The 16446-nt window shown below is 66.5% G+C and carries 16 protein-coding genes; 7 read left to right on the top strand and 9 right to left on the bottom strand.

Annotated elements, in window-relative coordinates:
* Positions 1-124 precede the first annotated feature (124 nt).
* The 6 genes from Q8S30_RS01685 to Q8S30_RS01660 all read right to left on the bottom strand — a co-directional run bounded on the left by Q8S30_RS01685 (position 125) and on the right by Q8S30_RS01660 (position 6337).
* Positions 125-1459: an NAD(P)-binding domain-containing protein gene (locus Q8S30_RS01685; RefSeq protein ID WP_305664297.1), complete on the bottom strand. Its 1335-nt coding sequence runs from the start codon at positions 1457-1459 to the stop codon at positions 125-127.
* A gap of 40 nt (positions 1460-1499) precedes the next feature.
* The gene (locus tag Q8S30_RS01680) at positions 1500-2567 is read right to left on the bottom strand and encodes a DUF3445 domain-containing protein (RefSeq protein WP_305664296.1); all 1068 of its coding nucleotides are present in this window, start codon (positions 2565-2567) and stop codon (positions 1500-1502) included.
* A 13-nt stretch (positions 2568-2580) separates the two neighbouring features.
* Positions 2581-3537 (bottom strand): PDR/VanB family oxidoreductase, encoded by a 957-nt coding sequence (locus Q8S30_RS01675; RefSeq protein WP_305664295.1) that lies wholly within the window; start codon positions 3535-3537, stop codon positions 2581-2583.
* Positions 3534-4136, bottom strand: coding sequence for a dimethylamine monooxygenase subunit DmmA family protein (locus Q8S30_RS01670; protein ID WP_305664294.1), 603 nt, complete (start codon positions 4134-4136; stop codon positions 3534-3536). Before Q8S30_RS01670 ends, Q8S30_RS01675 begins: the two co-directional genes overlap by 4 nt.
* A 10-nt stretch (positions 4137-4146) precedes the next feature.
* Positions 4147-5274 (bottom strand): aminomethyltransferase family protein, encoded by a 1128-nt coding sequence (locus Q8S30_RS01665; RefSeq protein ID WP_305664293.1) that lies wholly within the window; start codon positions 5272-5274, stop codon positions 4147-4149.
* A 205-nt stretch (positions 5275-5479) separates the two neighbouring features.
* Complete coding sequence (locus Q8S30_RS01660) at positions 5480-6337, bottom strand: MurR/RpiR family transcriptional regulator (protein ID WP_305664292.1); 858 nt, start codon at positions 6335-6337, stop codon at positions 5480-5482.
* A gap of 169 nt (positions 6338-6506) precedes the next feature.
* Between Q8S30_RS01660 and Q8S30_RS01655 the strand changes: the two genes are divergently transcribed.
* The 7 genes from Q8S30_RS01655 to Q8S30_RS01625 all read left to right on the top strand — a co-directional run bounded on the left by Q8S30_RS01655 (position 6507) and on the right by Q8S30_RS01625 (position 14355).
* The gene (locus Q8S30_RS01655; RefSeq protein WP_305664291.1) at positions 6507-7277 is read left to right on the top strand and encodes an N-formylglutamate amidohydrolase; all 771 of its coding nucleotides are present in this window, start codon (positions 6507-6509) and stop codon (positions 7275-7277) included.
* 1 nt (position 7278) lies between these two features.
* Entirely contained in the window at positions 7279-7785 is a 507-nt protein-coding gene (locus Q8S30_RS01650; RefSeq protein ID WP_305664290.1) for a TRAP transporter small permease subunit, read from the top strand.
* A complete protein-coding gene (locus Q8S30_RS01645; RefSeq protein ID WP_305664289.1) occupies positions 7785-9110 on the top strand; it encodes a TRAP transporter large permease subunit in 1326 nt (441 codons plus the stop codon). The genes Q8S30_RS01650 and Q8S30_RS01645 overlap by 1 nt, the downstream gene beginning before the upstream one ends.
* 31 nt (positions 9111-9141) lie before the next feature.
* Complete coding sequence (locus tag Q8S30_RS01640) at positions 9142-10506, top strand: glutamine synthetase family protein (protein WP_305664288.1); 1365 nt, start codon at positions 9142-9144, stop codon at positions 10504-10506.
* Between the two features lie 65 nt (positions 10507-10571).
* Positions 10572-11960 carry an aldehyde dehydrogenase family protein gene (locus Q8S30_RS01635; protein ID WP_305664287.1) on the top strand — a complete coding sequence of 463 codons (1389 nt, stop codon included), beginning with the start codon at positions 10572-10574 and terminating at the stop codon, positions 11958-11960.
* Positions 11957-13111 (top strand): iron-containing alcohol dehydrogenase, encoded by a 1155-nt coding sequence (locus Q8S30_RS01630; RefSeq protein WP_305664286.1) that lies wholly within the window; start codon positions 11957-11959, stop codon positions 13109-13111. The genes Q8S30_RS01635 and Q8S30_RS01630 overlap by 4 nt, the downstream gene beginning before the upstream one ends.
* Positions 13111-14355 carry an FAD-binding oxidoreductase gene (locus Q8S30_RS01625; RefSeq protein WP_305664285.1) on the top strand — a complete coding sequence of 415 codons (1245 nt, stop codon included), beginning with the start codon at positions 13111-13113 and terminating at the stop codon, positions 14353-14355. The genes Q8S30_RS01630 and Q8S30_RS01625 overlap by 1 nt, the downstream gene beginning before the upstream one ends.
* On the opposite strand, the gene Q8S30_RS01620 is transcribed toward Q8S30_RS01625, so the two are convergent.
* The 3 genes from Q8S30_RS01620 to Q8S30_RS01610 are packed head-to-tail and all read right to left on the bottom strand — an operon-like array spanning position 14352 to position 16427.
* Positions 14352-15143, bottom strand: a complete 792-nt coding sequence (locus Q8S30_RS01620; protein WP_305664363.1) for a metal ABC transporter permease — start codon at positions 15141-15143, stop codon at positions 14352-14354. The two genes, Q8S30_RS01625 and Q8S30_RS01620, sit on opposite strands and share 4 nt — an antisense overlap.
* The gene (locus Q8S30_RS01615) at positions 15133-15930 is read right to left on the bottom strand and encodes a metal ABC transporter ATP-binding protein (protein WP_305664284.1); all 798 of its coding nucleotides are present in this window, start codon (positions 15928-15930) and stop codon (positions 15133-15135) included. The genes Q8S30_RS01620 and Q8S30_RS01615 overlap by 11 nt, the downstream gene beginning before the upstream one ends.
* Entirely contained in the window at positions 15927-16427 is a 501-nt protein-coding gene (locus Q8S30_RS01610; RefSeq protein WP_305664283.1) for a Fur family transcriptional regulator, read from the bottom strand. The genes Q8S30_RS01615 and Q8S30_RS01610 overlap by 4 nt, the downstream gene beginning before the upstream one ends.
* Positions 16428-16446 lie beyond the last annotated feature (19 nt).

Raw genomic sequence — 16446 nt, 5'->3', positions numbered from 1 at the left:
CGGAATGGGTGCCTCGTCAAGCGCCGGGGAGGGCGAAATCGTATGTATGCAATACATACGGTTTCTGCATGGTTTCTGCATACCTTTCACATCGGGGCCGCCCCACCCGGAGCGGCCCCCTCGCTTACCCCCGCAGGTAGGCCTCGAGGCTATCGTCCAGCGCATCCTTCCAGGGCGTGTGATGCGGCTCCGCCATCGTCCCGGTCATCACCGAGCGATAGGAGTGGTTGCGGAAGGCCATGATATCATTGGCTTTATGATCCTTCCATTCAAAGAAGGCCTCGCAGGCGCCGTCCACATCGAAGCTGGGATAATCGGTCTCGGCGATCAGCTCCTTCACGTAATCGCCCTGATAATGGATCGCGTCATGGCTGTCCTTGCCCGCATCCTCCCCCGCCACCCGCAAAACGACATCCGCCGCCCTTTCGTCCTCCCCTGGAATTGCAATTTTCCCCAGGATTGCGTCGCGCACCCACCAGGCCTGCGCGTCGAACATGTTGAAGGTAAACCATTGATCTTGCATGCCAAGATAGAACAGCTTGGGATTTTTCACCCAGACCACACCCTTGTAAAGATCGGCAATCGCCAGCCGGTTCGCCGTCTTCAGCCGCAGATCATCGGGCAGGAACGGGAAGTGATGCTTGTACCCGGTACACAGGATAATCGCGTCCACCTGCTTGGTCGTCCCATCCGCAAACGTCGCACGGTTCCCCTCAACCCCTTGCAAAAGCGGAACTTCTGTCCAGTTCTCCGGCCAGTCATAGCCCATCGGCCCGGTCCGGTGCGACACGGTGATCGACTTCGCGCCATACTTCCACAGCTGCGAGCCGATATCCTCGGCAGAATAGGACGTCCCGATCAGCAGCACATCCTTGCCCGAAAATTCCCGCGCATCGCGGAAGTCATGCGCGTGCAGGATGCGGCCGTTGAAACTGCCAAACCCCGGATATTCCGGCACATTCGGCACCGAGAAGTGCCCCGAGGCGATGATCACATGGTCGAAGGTCTCCGAATAAACCGTGTCCTTCAGCAGGTCATGCGCCGTCACGGTGAACATCCCCGTGCCTTCGTCATAAGCCACCCAGCGCACGGGAGAGCAGAAGCGGATCCAGTCCCGCACCCCGGCCTTCTTCACCCGGCCCTCGATATAATCCACCATCACCGCCCGCGGGGGGTAGCTGGCGATCTGCTTGCCGAAGTGTTCCTCGAAGGAATAGTCTGCGAATTCAAGGCCTTCCTTGGGGCCATTGGTCCACAGATAGCGGTACATGCTGCAATGCACCGGCTCGCCATGCTCATCGAGCCCGGTGCGCCAGGTGTAGTTCCACAACCCGCCCCAGTCGCTCTGCTTTTCAAAGCAGACCACCTCGGGGATCTCCTCGCCCTTCTGGGCCGCGGACTGGAAGGCGCGCAACTGCGCAAGGCCGGACGGGCCGGCCCCGATGACTGCAACTCTCATGCTTTGGTCCCCTGTTGTCGATTGTCTTGGCCGGTCCCCGTCAATCCGGGAATATCCCTGGCGAGGTCGGCGCGCCGTCATCATGGCGTTTCAGCCAGTCGATGGTGGTCTGGCGATATCGGCTGAGGCCCTTGTAGGTGGCCAGTTCTTCGGGCAGCGTCTCCAGCACCCGCGGCAGGCGACGACCCCATTTCGGCACCGTCACCACCTCGTCCATGCGCATCATGTAGCCGCGGATCACGAACAGCATGCCGTTCGACCGCGGCAGCCGCCACAGGCTTTGCAGTTCCACCCGCAGATGGACCTTCTGGCCCACATTCTCGGGCGTGACCGTGGTCCGATCCGGCCCCCATTTGGGGTAGTTCTCGGGGCTGGTATCGAGCCGCGGGTTGATCGTCATCGTCCAGTTCAGCCGCCGCACGGGCTTGCCCAGTTGCAGATTCAGCAGGTATTTCAAGGCCCTGTCGAACACCCCCATCTGCGGGGCCAGCGGCACCGGTGCGTGCCATTCGTGGAAGTTCATGCCCACGTCGAAATCCAGCGACCAGTCGGCCTGCGCGGTGATCATCCCGGCATCCATCCACAGGTTGCCGTCGCGCTGGTCCATCAGCGCGATATCGCCTTGGGTCTGCCGGCAGATATAGTCCAGCGGCTCGCGCGGCAGGGTCGAGCGATCGCCGAAGGTGAAGGTATCGTCGATCCCCAGCGGCCGGTTGATCCAGCGCCACTGATCGCCGTTCCGCGTGAGCGTGAACAGATGCGGATAGGCCCGCGCCTGCTCCTCCATCAGCAGTTCCAGCGTATCCCATTGCGCCAGCATCATATGCGGCAGCGCCTGATAGCGCAGCGGATCCTCGGCCAGCACCTGCGCCCGGTCGGCCATTTCGGCTACATAATGCTCATCCACGTCGATGAGGTGCTCGAAGGCCGAACCCGGCAGGCCAGGCACATGCGGCTCGATATTCACCGAATAGCGGTAGTGGTCCTCATGGAACGGAAACGGGAAATGCCGAATGTTCTCGGGGCTGTTGGCATAGGAGAAATCGCCGCGGAAGGTTTCTTCCCGGAAGGTCTCGGGCCGGTGCGTCGCGCTATAGGCTGTGTCCATCACAGGGTCTCCCTCAAAGGTTCAGCACGAGCCGGTCGCCGGAAAACCGCGACATGCAGATCATGATCGTGCGGCTTTCGGCGCGTTCCTCGGGCGTCAGGAAATGGTCGGCGTGCAGGATGGTGCCGCGGAACTCGACGACCTTGGTCGCGCATTCCCCACAGACGCCGCCGCGGCAGAGGTAGCGCGGGTTCACCCCGGCCGCCTCCAGCGCCTCCAGCAGGCTCTGGTCCGGGCCCACGGCAACTTCGCGGCCGGACTCCGCCAGCGTCACGGTGAACGGGTCTCCGGGGGGCGGGGCCATGAAATGCTCGGAATGCAGCGCCTGTTCGGGCCAGCCCGCGTTGCGCGCGGTGTCCAGCACCGCCCCCATCAGCCGCTCTGGCCCGCAAGTGTAGAGATGCGTCCCAAGCGGCTGGTTCTCCACCAGCGCCGCCAGCGGCAGGCGCGCACCCTCATCGGCGGCATAGATCTTCACCCGCGGGCCATAGCGATCCTGCAACACCCCCGCAAAGGCCGCCGCGGCGCGCGAGCGCACGGCGTAATGCAGCTCGAAGGCCAGCCCTGCCCGGGCGAATTGCGCCATCATCGCCACGAAGGGGGTGATGCCGATACCGCCCGCCACCATGATATGCTTCTTCGCTCGCCAATCGGGGGAGAAGAGGTTGGTCGGCGCGCCCACCACCAGCACATCGCCCACCGCCAGCCGCTCATGGATGAAGGCCGATCCCCCGCGCGAGGTGGCGGCGCGGGCCACCGCGATCTCATAGCCGGTCCGGTCGTCCGGGTCGCAGCACAGCGAATAGGGGTTGCGGCGGGTGACACCGCCATCTTGCATCGCAACCACCACATGTGCGCCGCCCGAGAAGGCCGGCAGCGCCCCGCCATCCACCGGCTCCAGCCGCACCCGGCGGATGCCGGCGGCCTCGTCATGAAGCGCGGTCACCCGCATCTGAAGATCACCCTTCACAGATACAGCTCCTCGGGCGGGGGCACGGCGCCCGGTTCCTCGGCATCGATGTTCACGCCCTGAAAGGCCCCCAGCCGCCGGGAATAGTGGTCGCGGACGAACAGGCTCAGCCCGCAATGGCTGCAGACGAAGGGCGAGGCGGTCACCCCCTCTGTCACGCCCTTGCAATGCACGCATTGCACCCGCCGCGCGAGCGAGCCGCGATGTTCGGTGATGACCGAGGCCGGATCGATCCCATGCGCCGCCGCCACCTGCATCGCCTGCCCGATGAACCCCTCGGTCCCCGCCAGATAGAGCCGGGTGCCCATGTGCGAGCGCGACAACTCCACATCCAGCCGCCCCAGCAGTGGCTGCACCGTCGGCGCGGCCCAGAATGCCGCCCCCAGCGTCTGCAGCGCGCCGTGATGGCCCACCCCAAGCGAGCCGCGCGCGACATAGAGGATCTGGCTGCGCCCCAGCACCGCGGGCGTCAGGCTGCCCGCAATGTCCAGCAGGGCCCCCGCGCCCTCGCCTTCCAGCGCGAAGATGTGGCGCCGGGCCAGCGGCGCGATGGCAAGCCCGGGATAGATCGGGCGGCTGCGGATGGCATCAATCTGCATCGCTTCACCCTCAGCCGATCGCCGTGCGCTTTTTCTTCTCGGGGTCGTCGAAGGGTAGCTTGTGCGCCACAGCCGGGATCGCCTTGCCGCCGACCGTCAGCGGCGTGCCGTGCACCGCGCAGCCCACCTCCAGCCGGGCAATCGCCATCGACTGCCTGGTGATCGCCGAATAGCTCGGGCAGGTCACCACGCCGACCTGAGTATCCCCGGCAAACACCGCATCCCCCAGATCGCAGGGCCCCTCCGCCTCCAGCAGCAGCCCGTAGATCTTGAACCGCTCCTTGCCCTTCAGCCGGGCATGTTCCTCGGCCCCGCGGAAGCCGGTCTTGCCCGGGCTGACGGTGAAGTCGAGGCCCAGTTCCCACAGGCTGTCGCCCGGGCCCTGATCGGCAAAGGGGTACATCTGCGAATTGTCGTAAGGGTAGAACAGCAGGTAGCTTTCCACCCGCAGCATATCGAGCACCGAGAAGCAGCAGGGGATGATCCCCATCTCGGCCCCTTCCGCCAGAATCGTGTCCCAGACCAGCGGCGCATCCTGCCCCCGCACGAAAATCTCATACCCCCGCTCGCCGGTATATCCGGTGCGCGAAATCATCACCGGCGCGCCGAACAGGGTGGTCTGCATGTGGTGGAAATATTTCAGATCGCGGATGCCCGGCACATGCTTGGCCAGAAAATCCACCGCCACGGGGCCTTGCAGCGACAGGTCGTGCAGGTCGTCATCGAACAGCACAGCGACGTTGCGGCCAACGCATTGCTTGACGATCTCCTCATGCGCGGTGCCCGATCCATGGACGACCATGAAGGCGTTCGGCCCGGTGCGGTAGATGATGCAATCGTCGGTGAAGAAGCCCTTGTCGTTGAGGATGCAGGCATAGACCGACCGGCCCGGCGTGACCTTGGCAATATTGCGCGTGGTGACATAGTCCAGCACCGCAATCGCGTGGGGGCCGACCAGATGCAGCTTCTTCAGGCCCGACACATCCATCAGCCCGGCCTTGGTGCGGATCGCGGTATGTTCGTCCTGAATGTCCTTGGCATAGGTCCAGGCGGTGCCCATCCCGCTCCAATCTTCAAGGTTGGAGCCAAGAGCGCGGTGCCGGTCCGCAAGGGCCGAAAAACGCCAGCTGAGAGCCATCATGTTCCCTGTCGTGTTTATTAGGCGGAATATTTATTTCTTCACTATGCGTGGCGCGGTGCGCCTCGCAAGTGTTTCGGCCAGCATCGGGGATGCTTTCGCACGCGCGGCGTGAAATCTTCGGCAAGTGCGAAAAATTGCGGCAGCAGTGAAACGGCACGCGGCCGAAGCGGGCCAAAACGTCGAATCGCGGTATCTTGGATGTCTATTTTCCGCGCCGGAAAAAGCGCGAGCGGGCATAAAGCTCTTCCAGCCGCTTCATCCGGGTCTGGGTGCTGTCCCATGTCAGGCTCTGCACGCTCGCCAGCAGCGTCTCCACCAGCACCTGAATGGCGACGGTGGAATCCCAGGCGGACGGCACCTCCACCTGCGCCGAAAAGCGGTAGCGGGCATGGGCGGCGGCAGGCGAAACCCAGGGGTCGGTGATCAGCACCACTTCTGCCCCTTGCTCCGCCGCCATCTCGACGACCTGCAGCACCGCGTTCTCATAGCGACGGATATCGAAGGCCAGCAGGATGTCCCCCGGCCCCATGTCCAGCAGCGCCGGCGGCCAGGCGTTCGACATGTCAGAGATCAGCGTCACCCCGGGCCGGATCACCTTCATATGCGTCACGAAGTAATCGGCCATCGCATGGGTGATGCGCCCGCCCATCGCAAACAGCCGCCGCTGCGGGTCGGCCATCAGCGCCGCCACCGCGTCGAACTCGGCATGGTCGATCTGCGCCAGCGTCGCTTGCAGATTGCCCAGAACCGCATCCGCAAAGCGGTTCAACACATGGGTGTCCGGCACGCCCCCCGCCCAACGGTCATGCTTGGCGAGCGGAGAGATCAGCCGCTCTTCCAGCTCTGCCCGCAGGCTGGATTGCAGATCGGGATACCCCCTGAATCCCAGCTTCTGCGCCAACCGCACGACTGTCGGCGAAGACACCTCGGCCGCCCGCGCCAGCGCAGTGATCGACCCAAGCGCGGCGACCGGATAGTTGCGCTGGATATGGCTCGCCAATTGCCGTTCAGCCCGGGTCAGCCCGTCAAAGGCGGCCCGGATCTGCTCTTCGATGGTCACTGCTGCCGCCAAAACGGGCACCCCCTGCTGCGGCCCGACTCGAGGGGGCCAAGAACAGTTTGTAACAGAGCGCGGAACTTTGAAATGATATTGACAGAAACCAACTCGGCGGTGAGCCTCCACCGGCGACAAGGGCAAGAATCGCGCAAGACTCGACTGGGATGGTGGGATGACGGCAACTCTGCTTCAGCCGGAAGACGTGGTCACCGTGGAAAATCCGGGTGCGGCGGGGCCGTTCCTGATCGTCTGCGAACATGCCTCCAACGCCTTCCCCGCGCCCTTCGGCAGCCTCGGCCTGACCGAGGCGCAGCAGCTGGCCCATATCGCCTGGGATCCGGGCGCGCTTGGCCTTGCCCGCGGGCTTGCGGCGCGGCTGGGGGCGCCGCTGGTGGCCGCCCGCGTCTCAAGGCTGATCTACGACCTGAACCGCCCGCCGCACTCTGCTGGCGCAATGCCCGCCCGCAGCGAAACCCATGACATTCCCGGCAACGCGGGCCTGACCGACGCGGACCGGCTGGCCCGGACCGAAGCGATCTACCTTCCCTTCCACGCCGCGCTGCGGGCAGAAATCGCCCGGCGGCTGGCCCGTGGCCGTCCCCCGGTTATCGTGACCGTCCACAGCTTCACCCCGATCTGGCACGGCACCCCCCGCAGTGTGGAGTTCGGCGTGATCCATGATGCCGATCCGTCGCTGGCCCTCGCCACCGTCGCCGCCGCCCGCAAGACGGGCCTGCGCGCCGAGCTGAACCAGCCCTATTCCGCCGCCGACGAGGTGACGCATACCCTGCGCCTTCAGGCCTCGCCTCTCGGCCTTGCCAATGTCATGCTGGAGATCCGCAACGACCTGATCGCCTCGTCCGCCGCGCAGGAGGCGATGGCGGAGACGCTCGCCCCCGTGCTGCACCAGACCGAAACCGACCAAGCCGGGACTGCCGCCTGACATGCCCAACTGGATGAAAACCTATGTGAAGACGGTCGAGGCGGTAAACTACCGCGTCGGCCGCTTCGCCATGTATCTGCTGTTTGTCATCATGGCGATCCTGATCTGGTCCTCGGTCACCAAGGCGATCCGGATGCCGGCGATGTGGACGCTGGAAATGGCGCAGTTCACGCTCGTCGCCTATTACCTTCTTGGCGCGCCCTATTCGATGCAGCTTGGCAGCAACGTGCGGATGGACCTGCTCTACAGCCGGATGCGCCCCCGCACCCAGGCGCTCTGGGATGCCTTCACCATCTTCGCGCTGATCTTCTATCTGGGCGTGATGCTCTATGGCGCGGTCGAAAGCACCATCTACGCGGTCGAGGTTGGCGAGCGCAGCCCCTCGCCCTGGCGCCCCTATCTGTGGCCGTTCAAGACCATGATCTGCGCCGCCTTCGTGCTGATGATCCTTCAGGCCTTCGTCCACCTCTTCCGCGACATCGCGGTCCTGCGGGGCGAGGAGCTGTGATGTCCTACGAACTGATCGCCGCGCTGATGTTCTCGACCATGCTGCTGATGATGATCACCGGGCAGCGGGTGTTCGGCGCCGTCGGCTTCGTCGCCGTCGTCTTCGCCATGCTGCTCTGGGGCGAGGGCGGCACCGACATGGGCTTTTCCTCGATCATGAAGCTGATGAAGTGGAACGCGCTGCTGACGCTGCCGATGTTCGTGTTCATGGGCTATGTGATGAGCGAGAGCCGCCTTGCCTCGGACCTTTACCGCATGTTCCACGTCTGGTTCGGGCCGATGCCGGGGGGCCTTGCGATCGGGACCATCCTGCTGATGGTGCTGATCTCGGCGATGAACGGGCTGTCGGTCGCAGGCATGGCCATTGGCGCCACCATCGCGCTGCCCGAACTGGTGCGGCGCAACTATGACAAGCTGATGATCTCGGGCGTGATCCAGGCCGGGTCCAGCCTTGGCATCCTGATCCCGCCTTCCGTGGTGCTGGTGCTCTTCGCGCTGATCGCGCGCCAGCCGGTCAGCCAGCTGTGGCTGGCGGGGATCTTCCCCGGCCTGCTGATGGCCACCCTGTTCATCGCCTATATCGCCATCCGGTCATGGCTGAACCCCGCCCTCGCCCCGCCGATCTCGGCCGAGGAGCGCGCGACCATCACCCGCGGCGAGAAATTCGCCCTGCTGCGCGCCGGCCTGCTGCCGCTGCTGATCTTCGCCGCGATGATGGTGCCTTTCGTCAAGGGCTGGACCAGCCTGACCGAAAGCTCTGTCATCGGCGCGTTGACGACGGTGGGGGCGGCGATGCTGAAGGGCCGCTTCACGCGCGAGGTGTTCGAGGTCGCCACCCGCAACACGCTCGCCATCACCACGATGTTCATGCTGATCATCATGGCCGCGCTGTCCTTTGGCGCGGTGTTCGACGGCCTCGGCGCCGGCCGCGCCATCCGCGGGGTGTTCCTGGAGGATCTGGGCCTTTCCCGCTGGGAAGTGCTGATCCTGATGCAGCTGTCCTTCCTGGTGATGGGCATGTTCCTTGACGATACCGCGATGCTGGTCATCGTCGCGCCGGTCTATGTGATGCTGGCGAAAGAGCTGGAGTTCGACCTGATCTGGTATGGCATCCTCTACACCATCACCTGCCAGATCGCCTATCTGACCCCGCCTTTCGGCTACAACCTGTTCCTGATGCGTGCCCTTGCCCCGCCAGAGTTCGACCTGCCGGTGATCTACCGATCCGTGATCCCCTTCGTGCTGGTGATGCTGCTGACGCTGGTGCTGCTGATGATCTTCCCGCAGATCGCGCTGTGGCTACCAGAGACGATCTACGGGCGATGACGCCCCCGCCCTTTGTGATGGAGACCTGCCGATGCCCGCAAACATGACCTTCGACACGCTGAAGGCTGCTGTCAGCAGTGGCGAGATCGACACAGTGCTGACCTGCATCGTCGACATGCAGGGCCGGCTGATGGGCAAGCGCTTCCACGCGCAGCATTTCATCGACTCAGGCTATGACGAGACCCATTGCTGCAACTACCTCGTGGCGACGGATATCGAGATGGTCACGGTGCAGGGCTACAAGGCCACCAGCTGGGCCGCGGGCTATGGCGACTATGTCATCAAGCCCGACCTCGCCACGCTGCGCCTTGTCCCCTGGTTGCCCGGCACGGCGATGGTGATGTGCGACCTCTTGGACCACCACACCCATGACCTCGTGCTCCATGCCCCCCGGTCGATCCTGAAACGCCAGATCGCCCGGGCCGAGGCGATGGGCTTCACCCCCTACATGGCGACGGAACTGGAGTTCTTCCTGTTCCAGGACAGCTTCGATGCGCTCTTCGACCGCGGCTATCGCGGGCTGCAGACTCTGGGCCGCCACAATGCCGATTACGCGATCTTCGCCACGACCAAGGAAGAAGCGGTGATGCGCGCCATCCGCAATGGCCTCTATGGTGCCGGCATCCCCATCGAGAACTCCAAGGGCGAAGCCGAGGCGGGGCAGGAAGAGATCAACGTCAAGTATTCGGACGCGCTCGACACCGCCGACATGCATTCCATCGTCAAGAATGGCATCAAGGAAATCGCGCATGCCGCGGGCCATGCCGTGACCTTCATGGCGAAATACGACCATGCCCGCGCCGGGTCTTCCAGCCATGTCCACCAGTCGCTCTGGGCGGGTGGCAAGAATGCCTTCCACGACCCCGAGGCAGAGCATGGCATGTCGGCGCTGATGCGCAGCTACATCGCCGGGCAACTCGCCCATGCCCGCGACCTGACCCTTTGCCTCGCGCCCTATGTCAACAGCTACAAGCGCTTCGTGGTCGGCATGTTCGCGCCCACCAAGGCGGTCTGGAGCCTCGACAACCGCACCGCCGGCTTCCGCGTCTGCGGCGAGGGCACGAAGGGCGTGCGGGTGGAATGTCGCATCGGCGGTGCCGATCTGAACCCCTATCTTGCGATGGCGGCGCTGCTGGCCGCGGGGCTGGACGGGATCGAGAAGCAGATGGAGCTGGAGCCGGCCATCTCGGGCGACATCTATCAGGCCGGTGCGCTGCGCGAGGTGCCGAAAACCCTTGGCGAGGCCGCCGCGCTGATGCAAGGCAGCGAGATGCTGCGCGCCGCCTTCGGCCCCGATGTGGTCGACCATTACCACCGCGCCGCGCTGTGGGAGATCGAGGAACAGAACCGCGTGGTCACCGACTGGGAGGTCGCGCGGGGCTTTGAACGCGCCTGAAGGCGCAACGGATTTTCGCGCCCCAGCGGCGCGCAACAGGCGCCGGGATAGGCGCAGAGGATGACATGACCAGAATGATCCAATGTATCTCGCCGGTGGACGGCAGCACCTATGCCGAGCGCCCTGCCCTGCCGCTTGCAGAAGCTGAGGCCGCCGTGGCCCGCGCCCGCGCCGCGCAGAAGGACTGGGCCGCACTTCCGCTGGCCACCCGCATCGAAAAGGTGAAGGCCGGCGTCGAGGCGCTGAATGGCATGAAGGACCGCATCGTCGAGGAGCTGGCCTGGCAGATGGGCCGCCCCACGCGTTTCGGCGGCGAGTTCGGCGGCGTCAATGACCGCACCGCCTATATGTCGGACATCGCGGCAGAGGCGCTGGCCCCCATTGTCGTCGAAGCCTCGGACAAGTTCGAACGCCGGATCGAACGCGCGCCGGTCGGCGTGGTCTTCGTGCTGGCCCCCTGGAACTACCCCTACCTGACCGCGATCAACACCATCGTCCCGGCGCTGATCGCCGGCAACGCGGTCGTGCTGAAACATGCCAGCCAGACGCTTCTGGTCGGCGAACGGCTGGCCGAGGCGTTGCACGCGGGCGGCGTCCCGGCGGATGTATTCCAGAACGTGGTGCTGGACCATGACACCACCGAAGCCCTGATCGCCGCCCGCGCCTTCAACTTCATCAACTTCACAGGCTCCGTCGCTGGCGGCGCCGCGATGGAGCGCGCCGCTGCCGGCACCTTCACCGGGCTGGGGCTGGAGCTTGGCGGCAAGGATCCGGGCTATGTCGCCGCCGATGCCGACCTCGATGCCGCGGTCGACAGCCTGATGGACGGCGCGATGTTCAACGCTGGCCAGTGCTGCTGCGGGATCGAGCGGATCTATGTCCATGAAAGCCTCTATGACGCTTTCGTGGAAAAGGCCGTGGCCTGGGTGAAGACGCTGAAGCTTGGCAATCCCTTCGACGCCGACAGCACCCTTGGCCCAATGGCCAATGCCCGTTTCGCCGCCGTGGTCCGTGCGCAGGTTGCCGAGGCCGTTGCCGAAGGCGCGACCCCGCTGATCGACCCCGCGCTCTTCCCCGCCGATGATGGCGGCGCCTATCTGGCCCCGCAGGTGCTGACGAACGTCACCCACCAGATGCGGGTCATGCGCGAGGAGAGTTTCGGCCCCGTCGTCGGGATCATGCCCGTCAAGGACGATGCCGAGGCCATCGCGCTGATGAACGACTCGCCCTACGGCCTTACCGCCTCGATCTGGACGGCGAGCGCGGACCGCGCGGCCGCCATCGGCGACCAACTCGACACCGGCACCGTGTTCATGAACCGCTGCGACTATCTCGACCCGGCCTTGTGCTGGACCGGCTGCAAGGATACCGGCCGCGGCGGCAGCCTGTCGGTCCTCGGCTTCCACGCCGTGACCCGCCCGAAATCCTACCATCTCAAGAAGGTGACGAAATGACGACGCCCAAGGCGAACTGGTCCTACCCGACCGCGGTGAAATTCGGCGCGGGCCGGATTGCGGAACTGGCTGAGCATTGCAAGGCGGCGGGCCTGACCCGGCCGCTGCTGGTCACCGACAAGGCCCTTGCCAGCCTGCCGATCACCGCGCAGGCGCTGGACATCCTGGAGGCTGCGGGCCTCGGCCGCGCCGTGTTTTCGGACGTGGACCCTAACCCCAACGAGCACAACATGGCCGCCGGCATCGCGGTCTATCTTGCCGGCGGGCATGATGGCGTGGTGTGCTTCGGCGGTGGCTCGGCGCTCGACCTTGGCAAGATGATCGCGCTGATGGCCGGCCAGCCGGAAGCGCTCTCGGTCTGGGATCTGGAGGATATCGGTGACTGGTGGACCCGCGCCGATGCCGCGAAGATCGCCCCCATCGTCGCGGTGCCCACCACCGCGGGCACGGGCTCGGAGGTTGGCCGCGCGGGCGTGCTGACCAACTCCGTCACCCACAAGAAGAAGATCATCTTCCACCCCAAGCTGCTGCCCGTGGTCACGATCTGCGACCCCGAACTCACGGTCGGGATGCCCAAGTTCATCACCGCCGGCACCGGCATGGATGCCCTCGCGCATTGCCTCGAGGCCTATTGCTCGCCCTTCTACCACCCGATGAGCCAGGGCATCGCGCTGGAGGGGATGCGCCTGGTGCTGGAAAACCTGCCCACCGCCTATGCCGAACCCGGCAACCTCGCCGCCCGCGCCGAGATGATGTCCGCCGCCGCCATGGGCGCGGTGGCGTTCCAGAAGGGCCTCGGCGCGATCCATTCGCTCAGCCACCCGATCGGCGCGGTCTACGGCACCCATCACGGCACCACCAATGCCGTGGTGATGCCGATGGTGCTCGACTTCAACCGCGCCGCGATTGAAGAGCGCATCACCCGCGCCGCCGCCTATCTGGGCATCGAGGGCGGGTTCGACGGCTTCCGCGCGCGCATCATGGACCTGCGGGCGCTGCTGGCGATCCCCGAGACCCTCACCGCCATGGGCGTCGATCCCTTGCGGCTGGATGAGCTGACCGAGATGGCGCTGGAGGATCCCTCCTGCGGCGGCAACCCCATCGAGATGACGCGAGAGAATACCCGCGCCCTCTTCGCCGCCTGCATGTGATGCCAGAGTCCGTCCGCACCGAGATTGCCGTGATCGGCGCCGGCGTGGTCGGGCTCACCATCGCGCTGCGACTGGCCCGGGCGGGGCATGAGGTGGTGATCCTCGACCCCGCCCTGCCCGGCTCGGGCGCCAGCCACGGCAATGCCGGCACCGTCGCCGATTACGCCGTGCAACCGGTCGGCACCCCGGCCGTGCTGCGCGCCCTGCCGTCCCTGCTCTTCGACCGCAACTCCCCACTGGCCATCCGCCGCGCCGCCCTGCCCTCGCTGGCCCCGTGGCTGCTGCGCTTCGCCCGCCAGTCGCTGCCGGGTGCGGCGGAACGGAACGCCCGGGTGCTGGCGGGTCTGCTGTCCGACGCAGCCCCGCGCTGGTCCGATCTGGCGGCGGAGATCGGCGGCGAGGCAATCCTGCAGCACAAGGGCTGCATCTACCTCTACGAGCGCGCCGCCGACCGCCGCGCCGCCGAGGCCGACATCGCCTTCCGCAAGACGCTTGGCGTGACGGTGGAGCTGCTGACCCCGGGCGAACTCGCCGCACTGGAACCCGCCCTGCCCATGGCCGAAGGCGGCGGCGCCTTCTTCCCGCAGGCGATGTTCATGACCGATCCCGGCCAGATGGTTGCGCTGCTGGCCAAGACCGCGACAGATGCCGGGGCCACGCTGATCCCCGCACGCGCCGACCATCTGCTGCGCAACCTCAACGGCCTCAACCTCACCGGCCCCGACCTGCGCCTTCATGCCCGCCGCGTCATCATCGCCGCCGGCGCCCATTCCCGCGCTCTGGCCGCGCAGGCCGGCGACAAGGTGCCGCTGGATACCGAGCGCGGCTATCACGTCGAATGGGACATGCCGGCCCCGCGCCTCTCGCGCCCCGTCTGCCCCACCGCCCGCGGCTTCTACCTCTGCCCGATGCAGGGCCGTCTGCGCGTCGCCGGGACGGTAGAGCTTGGCGGGCTGACCGCCCCACCCTCGCCCCACCGCATCGCCCGGCTGACGGAGGGCGCGCGCGCGATCTTCCCGGGCCTCGGCGCCCCCAGCCGCGACTGGATGGGCTTCCGCCCCTCGATGCCCGACAGCCTTCCGGTGATCGGCGCCTCGGCCGAGGGGCCCGACGTCATCCACGCCTATGGCCACGGCCATATCGGCCTGACGCTGGCCCCGATCACCGCCGCCATCGTCGCCGCGCTGGTCGCCGGGAAAGCGCCGCCAGTGCCGCTGGCCCCGCTCTCCCCCGCCCGGTTCTAGCCCCGCCGCAGCCGCGCCAGCGGCAGCGCCACGATGAACAGGCACGCCGCCGCCGCCACGATCGACGGGCCCGCGGGCGTGTCCAGCCGCAGCGACATCTGCAGCCCGGCCAGCACCGACAGCATCGACAGCGCCACCGCCAGCACCGCCATCACCTCGGGACTGCGCGACAGGCCCCGCGCCGCGGCGGCGGGGATGATCAGCAGAGCCGCGATCAGCAGCGCGCCCACGATCTTGATCGACACCGCCACCACCAGCGCCAGCGCCAGCGTCAGCGCCAACCGCTCCCGCCGCGGGTCGATCCCCTCCGCCTGCGCCAGCTCCTCGTTCACCGTCGCCGTCAGCAGCCCCTGCCAGCGCCAGACCAGCAGCGCCAGCACCGCCAGCGCCCCGCCCCAGACCCAGAGCAGATCGGCCCGGCTGACCGCCAGAATGTCGCCGAACAGATAGGCCGACAGGTCCACCCGCACATTGGGCAGGAACGACACCGCCACCAACCCGAAGGCCAGCGCCGAATGCGCCAGCACCCCAAGCGCCGTGTCCATCGCGTGCCCGCGCCCGGCCAACGCCGAGACGGTCGCCGCCATCCCAAGCGCCACGATCAGCGTACCGGCATAAAGCGGCAAGCCGCTGGCAAAGGACAGCGCCACGCCGAGGATCGCCGCATGGGCCGTCGCATCGCCGAAATAGGCCATGCGCCGCCAGACCACAAAACTGCCAAGCGGCCCGGTCGCCAGCGACAGGCCGATGCCCGCCAGCCCGGCCCGCATGAGGAAATCATCCAGCATCGTGGGCTCCATGTTGGCAGTCCGGCCCATGCACATGATGCGGATGCGCCGGGTCATGGCCATGCCCGTGATCGCTGTCATGGTCGTGGTCATGCTCGTGCCGATACAGCGCCAGCGCCCCGCCAGTCCCCAGCCCGAACATCGCGCGATATTCCGGCGCGTCGGTCACCACCTGCGGCGTGCCCTCGCAGCAGACATGGCCGTTGAGGCAGATCACCCTGTCCGTCGCGCTCATCACCACATGCAGATCGTGGCTGACCATCAGGATGGCGGCACCGGTCTCGGCCCGCACCTCCTCGATCAGCCGGTAGAAGCCGGCGACCCCCGGCTGGTCGAGGCCCTGTGTCGGCTCATCCAGCATCAGGATCCCCGGCCGCGCCAGCAGCGCGCGGGCCAGCAGCACCCGCTGGAACTGCCCGCCCGAGAGGCCCGACATCTGCCGCCTTCCCAGATCGGCCACGCCCACCCGGGCCAGCGCCGCGGCGGCATCGGCATCCGCTACCCGGCGCGGCAGCGACAGGAAGCGCCGCACCGTCATCGGCAGCCCGGCATCGACCTGCAACCGCTGCGGCACATAGCCGATGCGCAGCCCCGGGCCGCGCTGAACAGTACCCGAAGCTGCCGGCGCCAGCCCGATCAGCGCCCGGATCAAGGTAGACTTTCCCGACCCATTAGGACCGACGACGGTGACAATCTCGCCCGGCGCTATCGAAAAATCGACATTTGCCAGCACAGCCACCCCGCCATGGCGGACGGTCAGCCCCCGCGCCTCGATCAGGGCTGTCATGCCGCGGCGCCCTCGCGGCAGGCGCCGCAGAGGCCCAGGGCCTCGACCGTCGCGCGCTCGACCGTGAAGCCCACCGCCCCAGCCGCCTTGGCCAGCGCAGCGCGTACCGGCTCGGCGGGCGCCTCGGCCACCGCGTCGCAGGACTTGCAGATCAGGAAGACCGGGCTGTGATCCTCGCCCGGATGCATGCAGGCGGCGAAGGCGTTCAGCCGCCGCACCCGGTGCGCCAGCCCGTGTTCCACCAGAAACTCCAGCGCGCGATAGGCGACGGGCGGCTGGTTGCCGAAGCCCTCGGCCGCCAGCCGGTCAAGCACCTCATAGGCGCCCATCGCCCGGTGCGCCTCCAGCAGGATCTCCAGCACCCGGCGCCGCACCGGCGTCAGCCGCGCGCCGCGTTCCGCCGCCACAGCCTCGGCCCGCGCGAGGGTATCCCCGGCGCAATGGTCGTGGTCATGCTCGGCAAAGGCTAGGGCGGTTTCGGTTTCGGGACTTGTCATGTTACTTTATCACATTTCG

It is taken from the genome of Frigidibacter sp. (genome assembly GCF_030695035.1).
GTDB lineage: Bacteria > Pseudomonadota > Alphaproteobacteria > Rhodobacterales > Rhodobacteraceae > Frigidibacter.
This window is presented reverse-complemented; position numbering and strand designations above follow the sequence as displayed.

Bases quoted from the DNA above. Each gene is read 5' to 3' on its own strand.
- Q8S30_RS01685 (WP_305664297.1), bottom strand. From the start codon at position 1,459: ATGAGAGTTGCAGTCATCGGGGCCGGCCCGTCCGGCCTTGCGCAGTTG.
- Q8S30_RS01680 (WP_305664296.1), bottom strand. From the start codon at position 2,567: ATGGACACAGCCTATAGCGCGACGCACCGGCCCGAGACCTTCCGGGAA.
- Q8S30_RS01645 (WP_305664289.1), top strand. From the start codon at position 7,785: ATGTCCTACGAACTGATCGCCGCGCTGATGTTCTCGACCATGCTGCTG.
- Q8S30_RS01665 (WP_305664293.1), bottom strand. From the start codon at position 5,274: ATGGCTCTCAGCTGGCGTTTTTCGGCCCTTGCGGACCGGCACCGCGCT.
- Q8S30_RS01620 (WP_305664363.1), bottom strand. From the start codon at position 15,143: ATGCTGGATGATTTCCTCATGCGGGCCGGGCTGGCGGGCATCGGCCTG.
- Q8S30_RS01630 (WP_305664286.1), top strand. From the start codon at position 11,957: ATGACGACGCCCAAGGCGAACTGGTCCTACCCGACCGCGGTGAAATTC.
- Q8S30_RS01625 (WP_305664285.1), top strand. From the start codon at position 13,111: ATGCCAGAGTCCGTCCGCACCGAGATTGCCGTGATCGGCGCCGGCGTG.
- Q8S30_RS01640 (WP_305664288.1), top strand. From the start codon at position 9,142: ATGCCCGCAAACATGACCTTCGACACGCTGAAGGCTGCTGTCAGCAGT.
- Q8S30_RS01635 (WP_305664287.1), top strand. From the start codon at position 10,572: ATGACCAGAATGATCCAATGTATCTCGCCGGTGGACGGCAGCACCTAT.
- Q8S30_RS01655 (WP_305664291.1), top strand. From the start codon at position 6,507: ATGACGGCAACTCTGCTTCAGCCGGAAGACGTGGTCACCGTGGAAAAT.
- Q8S30_RS01670 (WP_305664294.1), bottom strand. From the start codon at position 4,136: ATGCAGATTGATGCCATCCGCAGCCGCCCGATCTATCCCGGGCTTGCC.
- Q8S30_RS01650 (WP_305664290.1), top strand. From the start codon at position 7,279: ATGCCCAACTGGATGAAAACCTATGTGAAGACGGTCGAGGCGGTAAAC.
- Q8S30_RS01610 (WP_305664283.1), bottom strand. From the start codon at position 16,427: ATGACAAGTCCCGAAACCGAAACCGCCCTAGCCTTTGCCGAGCATGAC.
- Q8S30_RS01615 (WP_305664284.1), bottom strand. From the start codon at position 15,930: ATGACAGCCCTGATCGAGGCGCGGGGGCTGACCGTCCGCCATGGCGGG.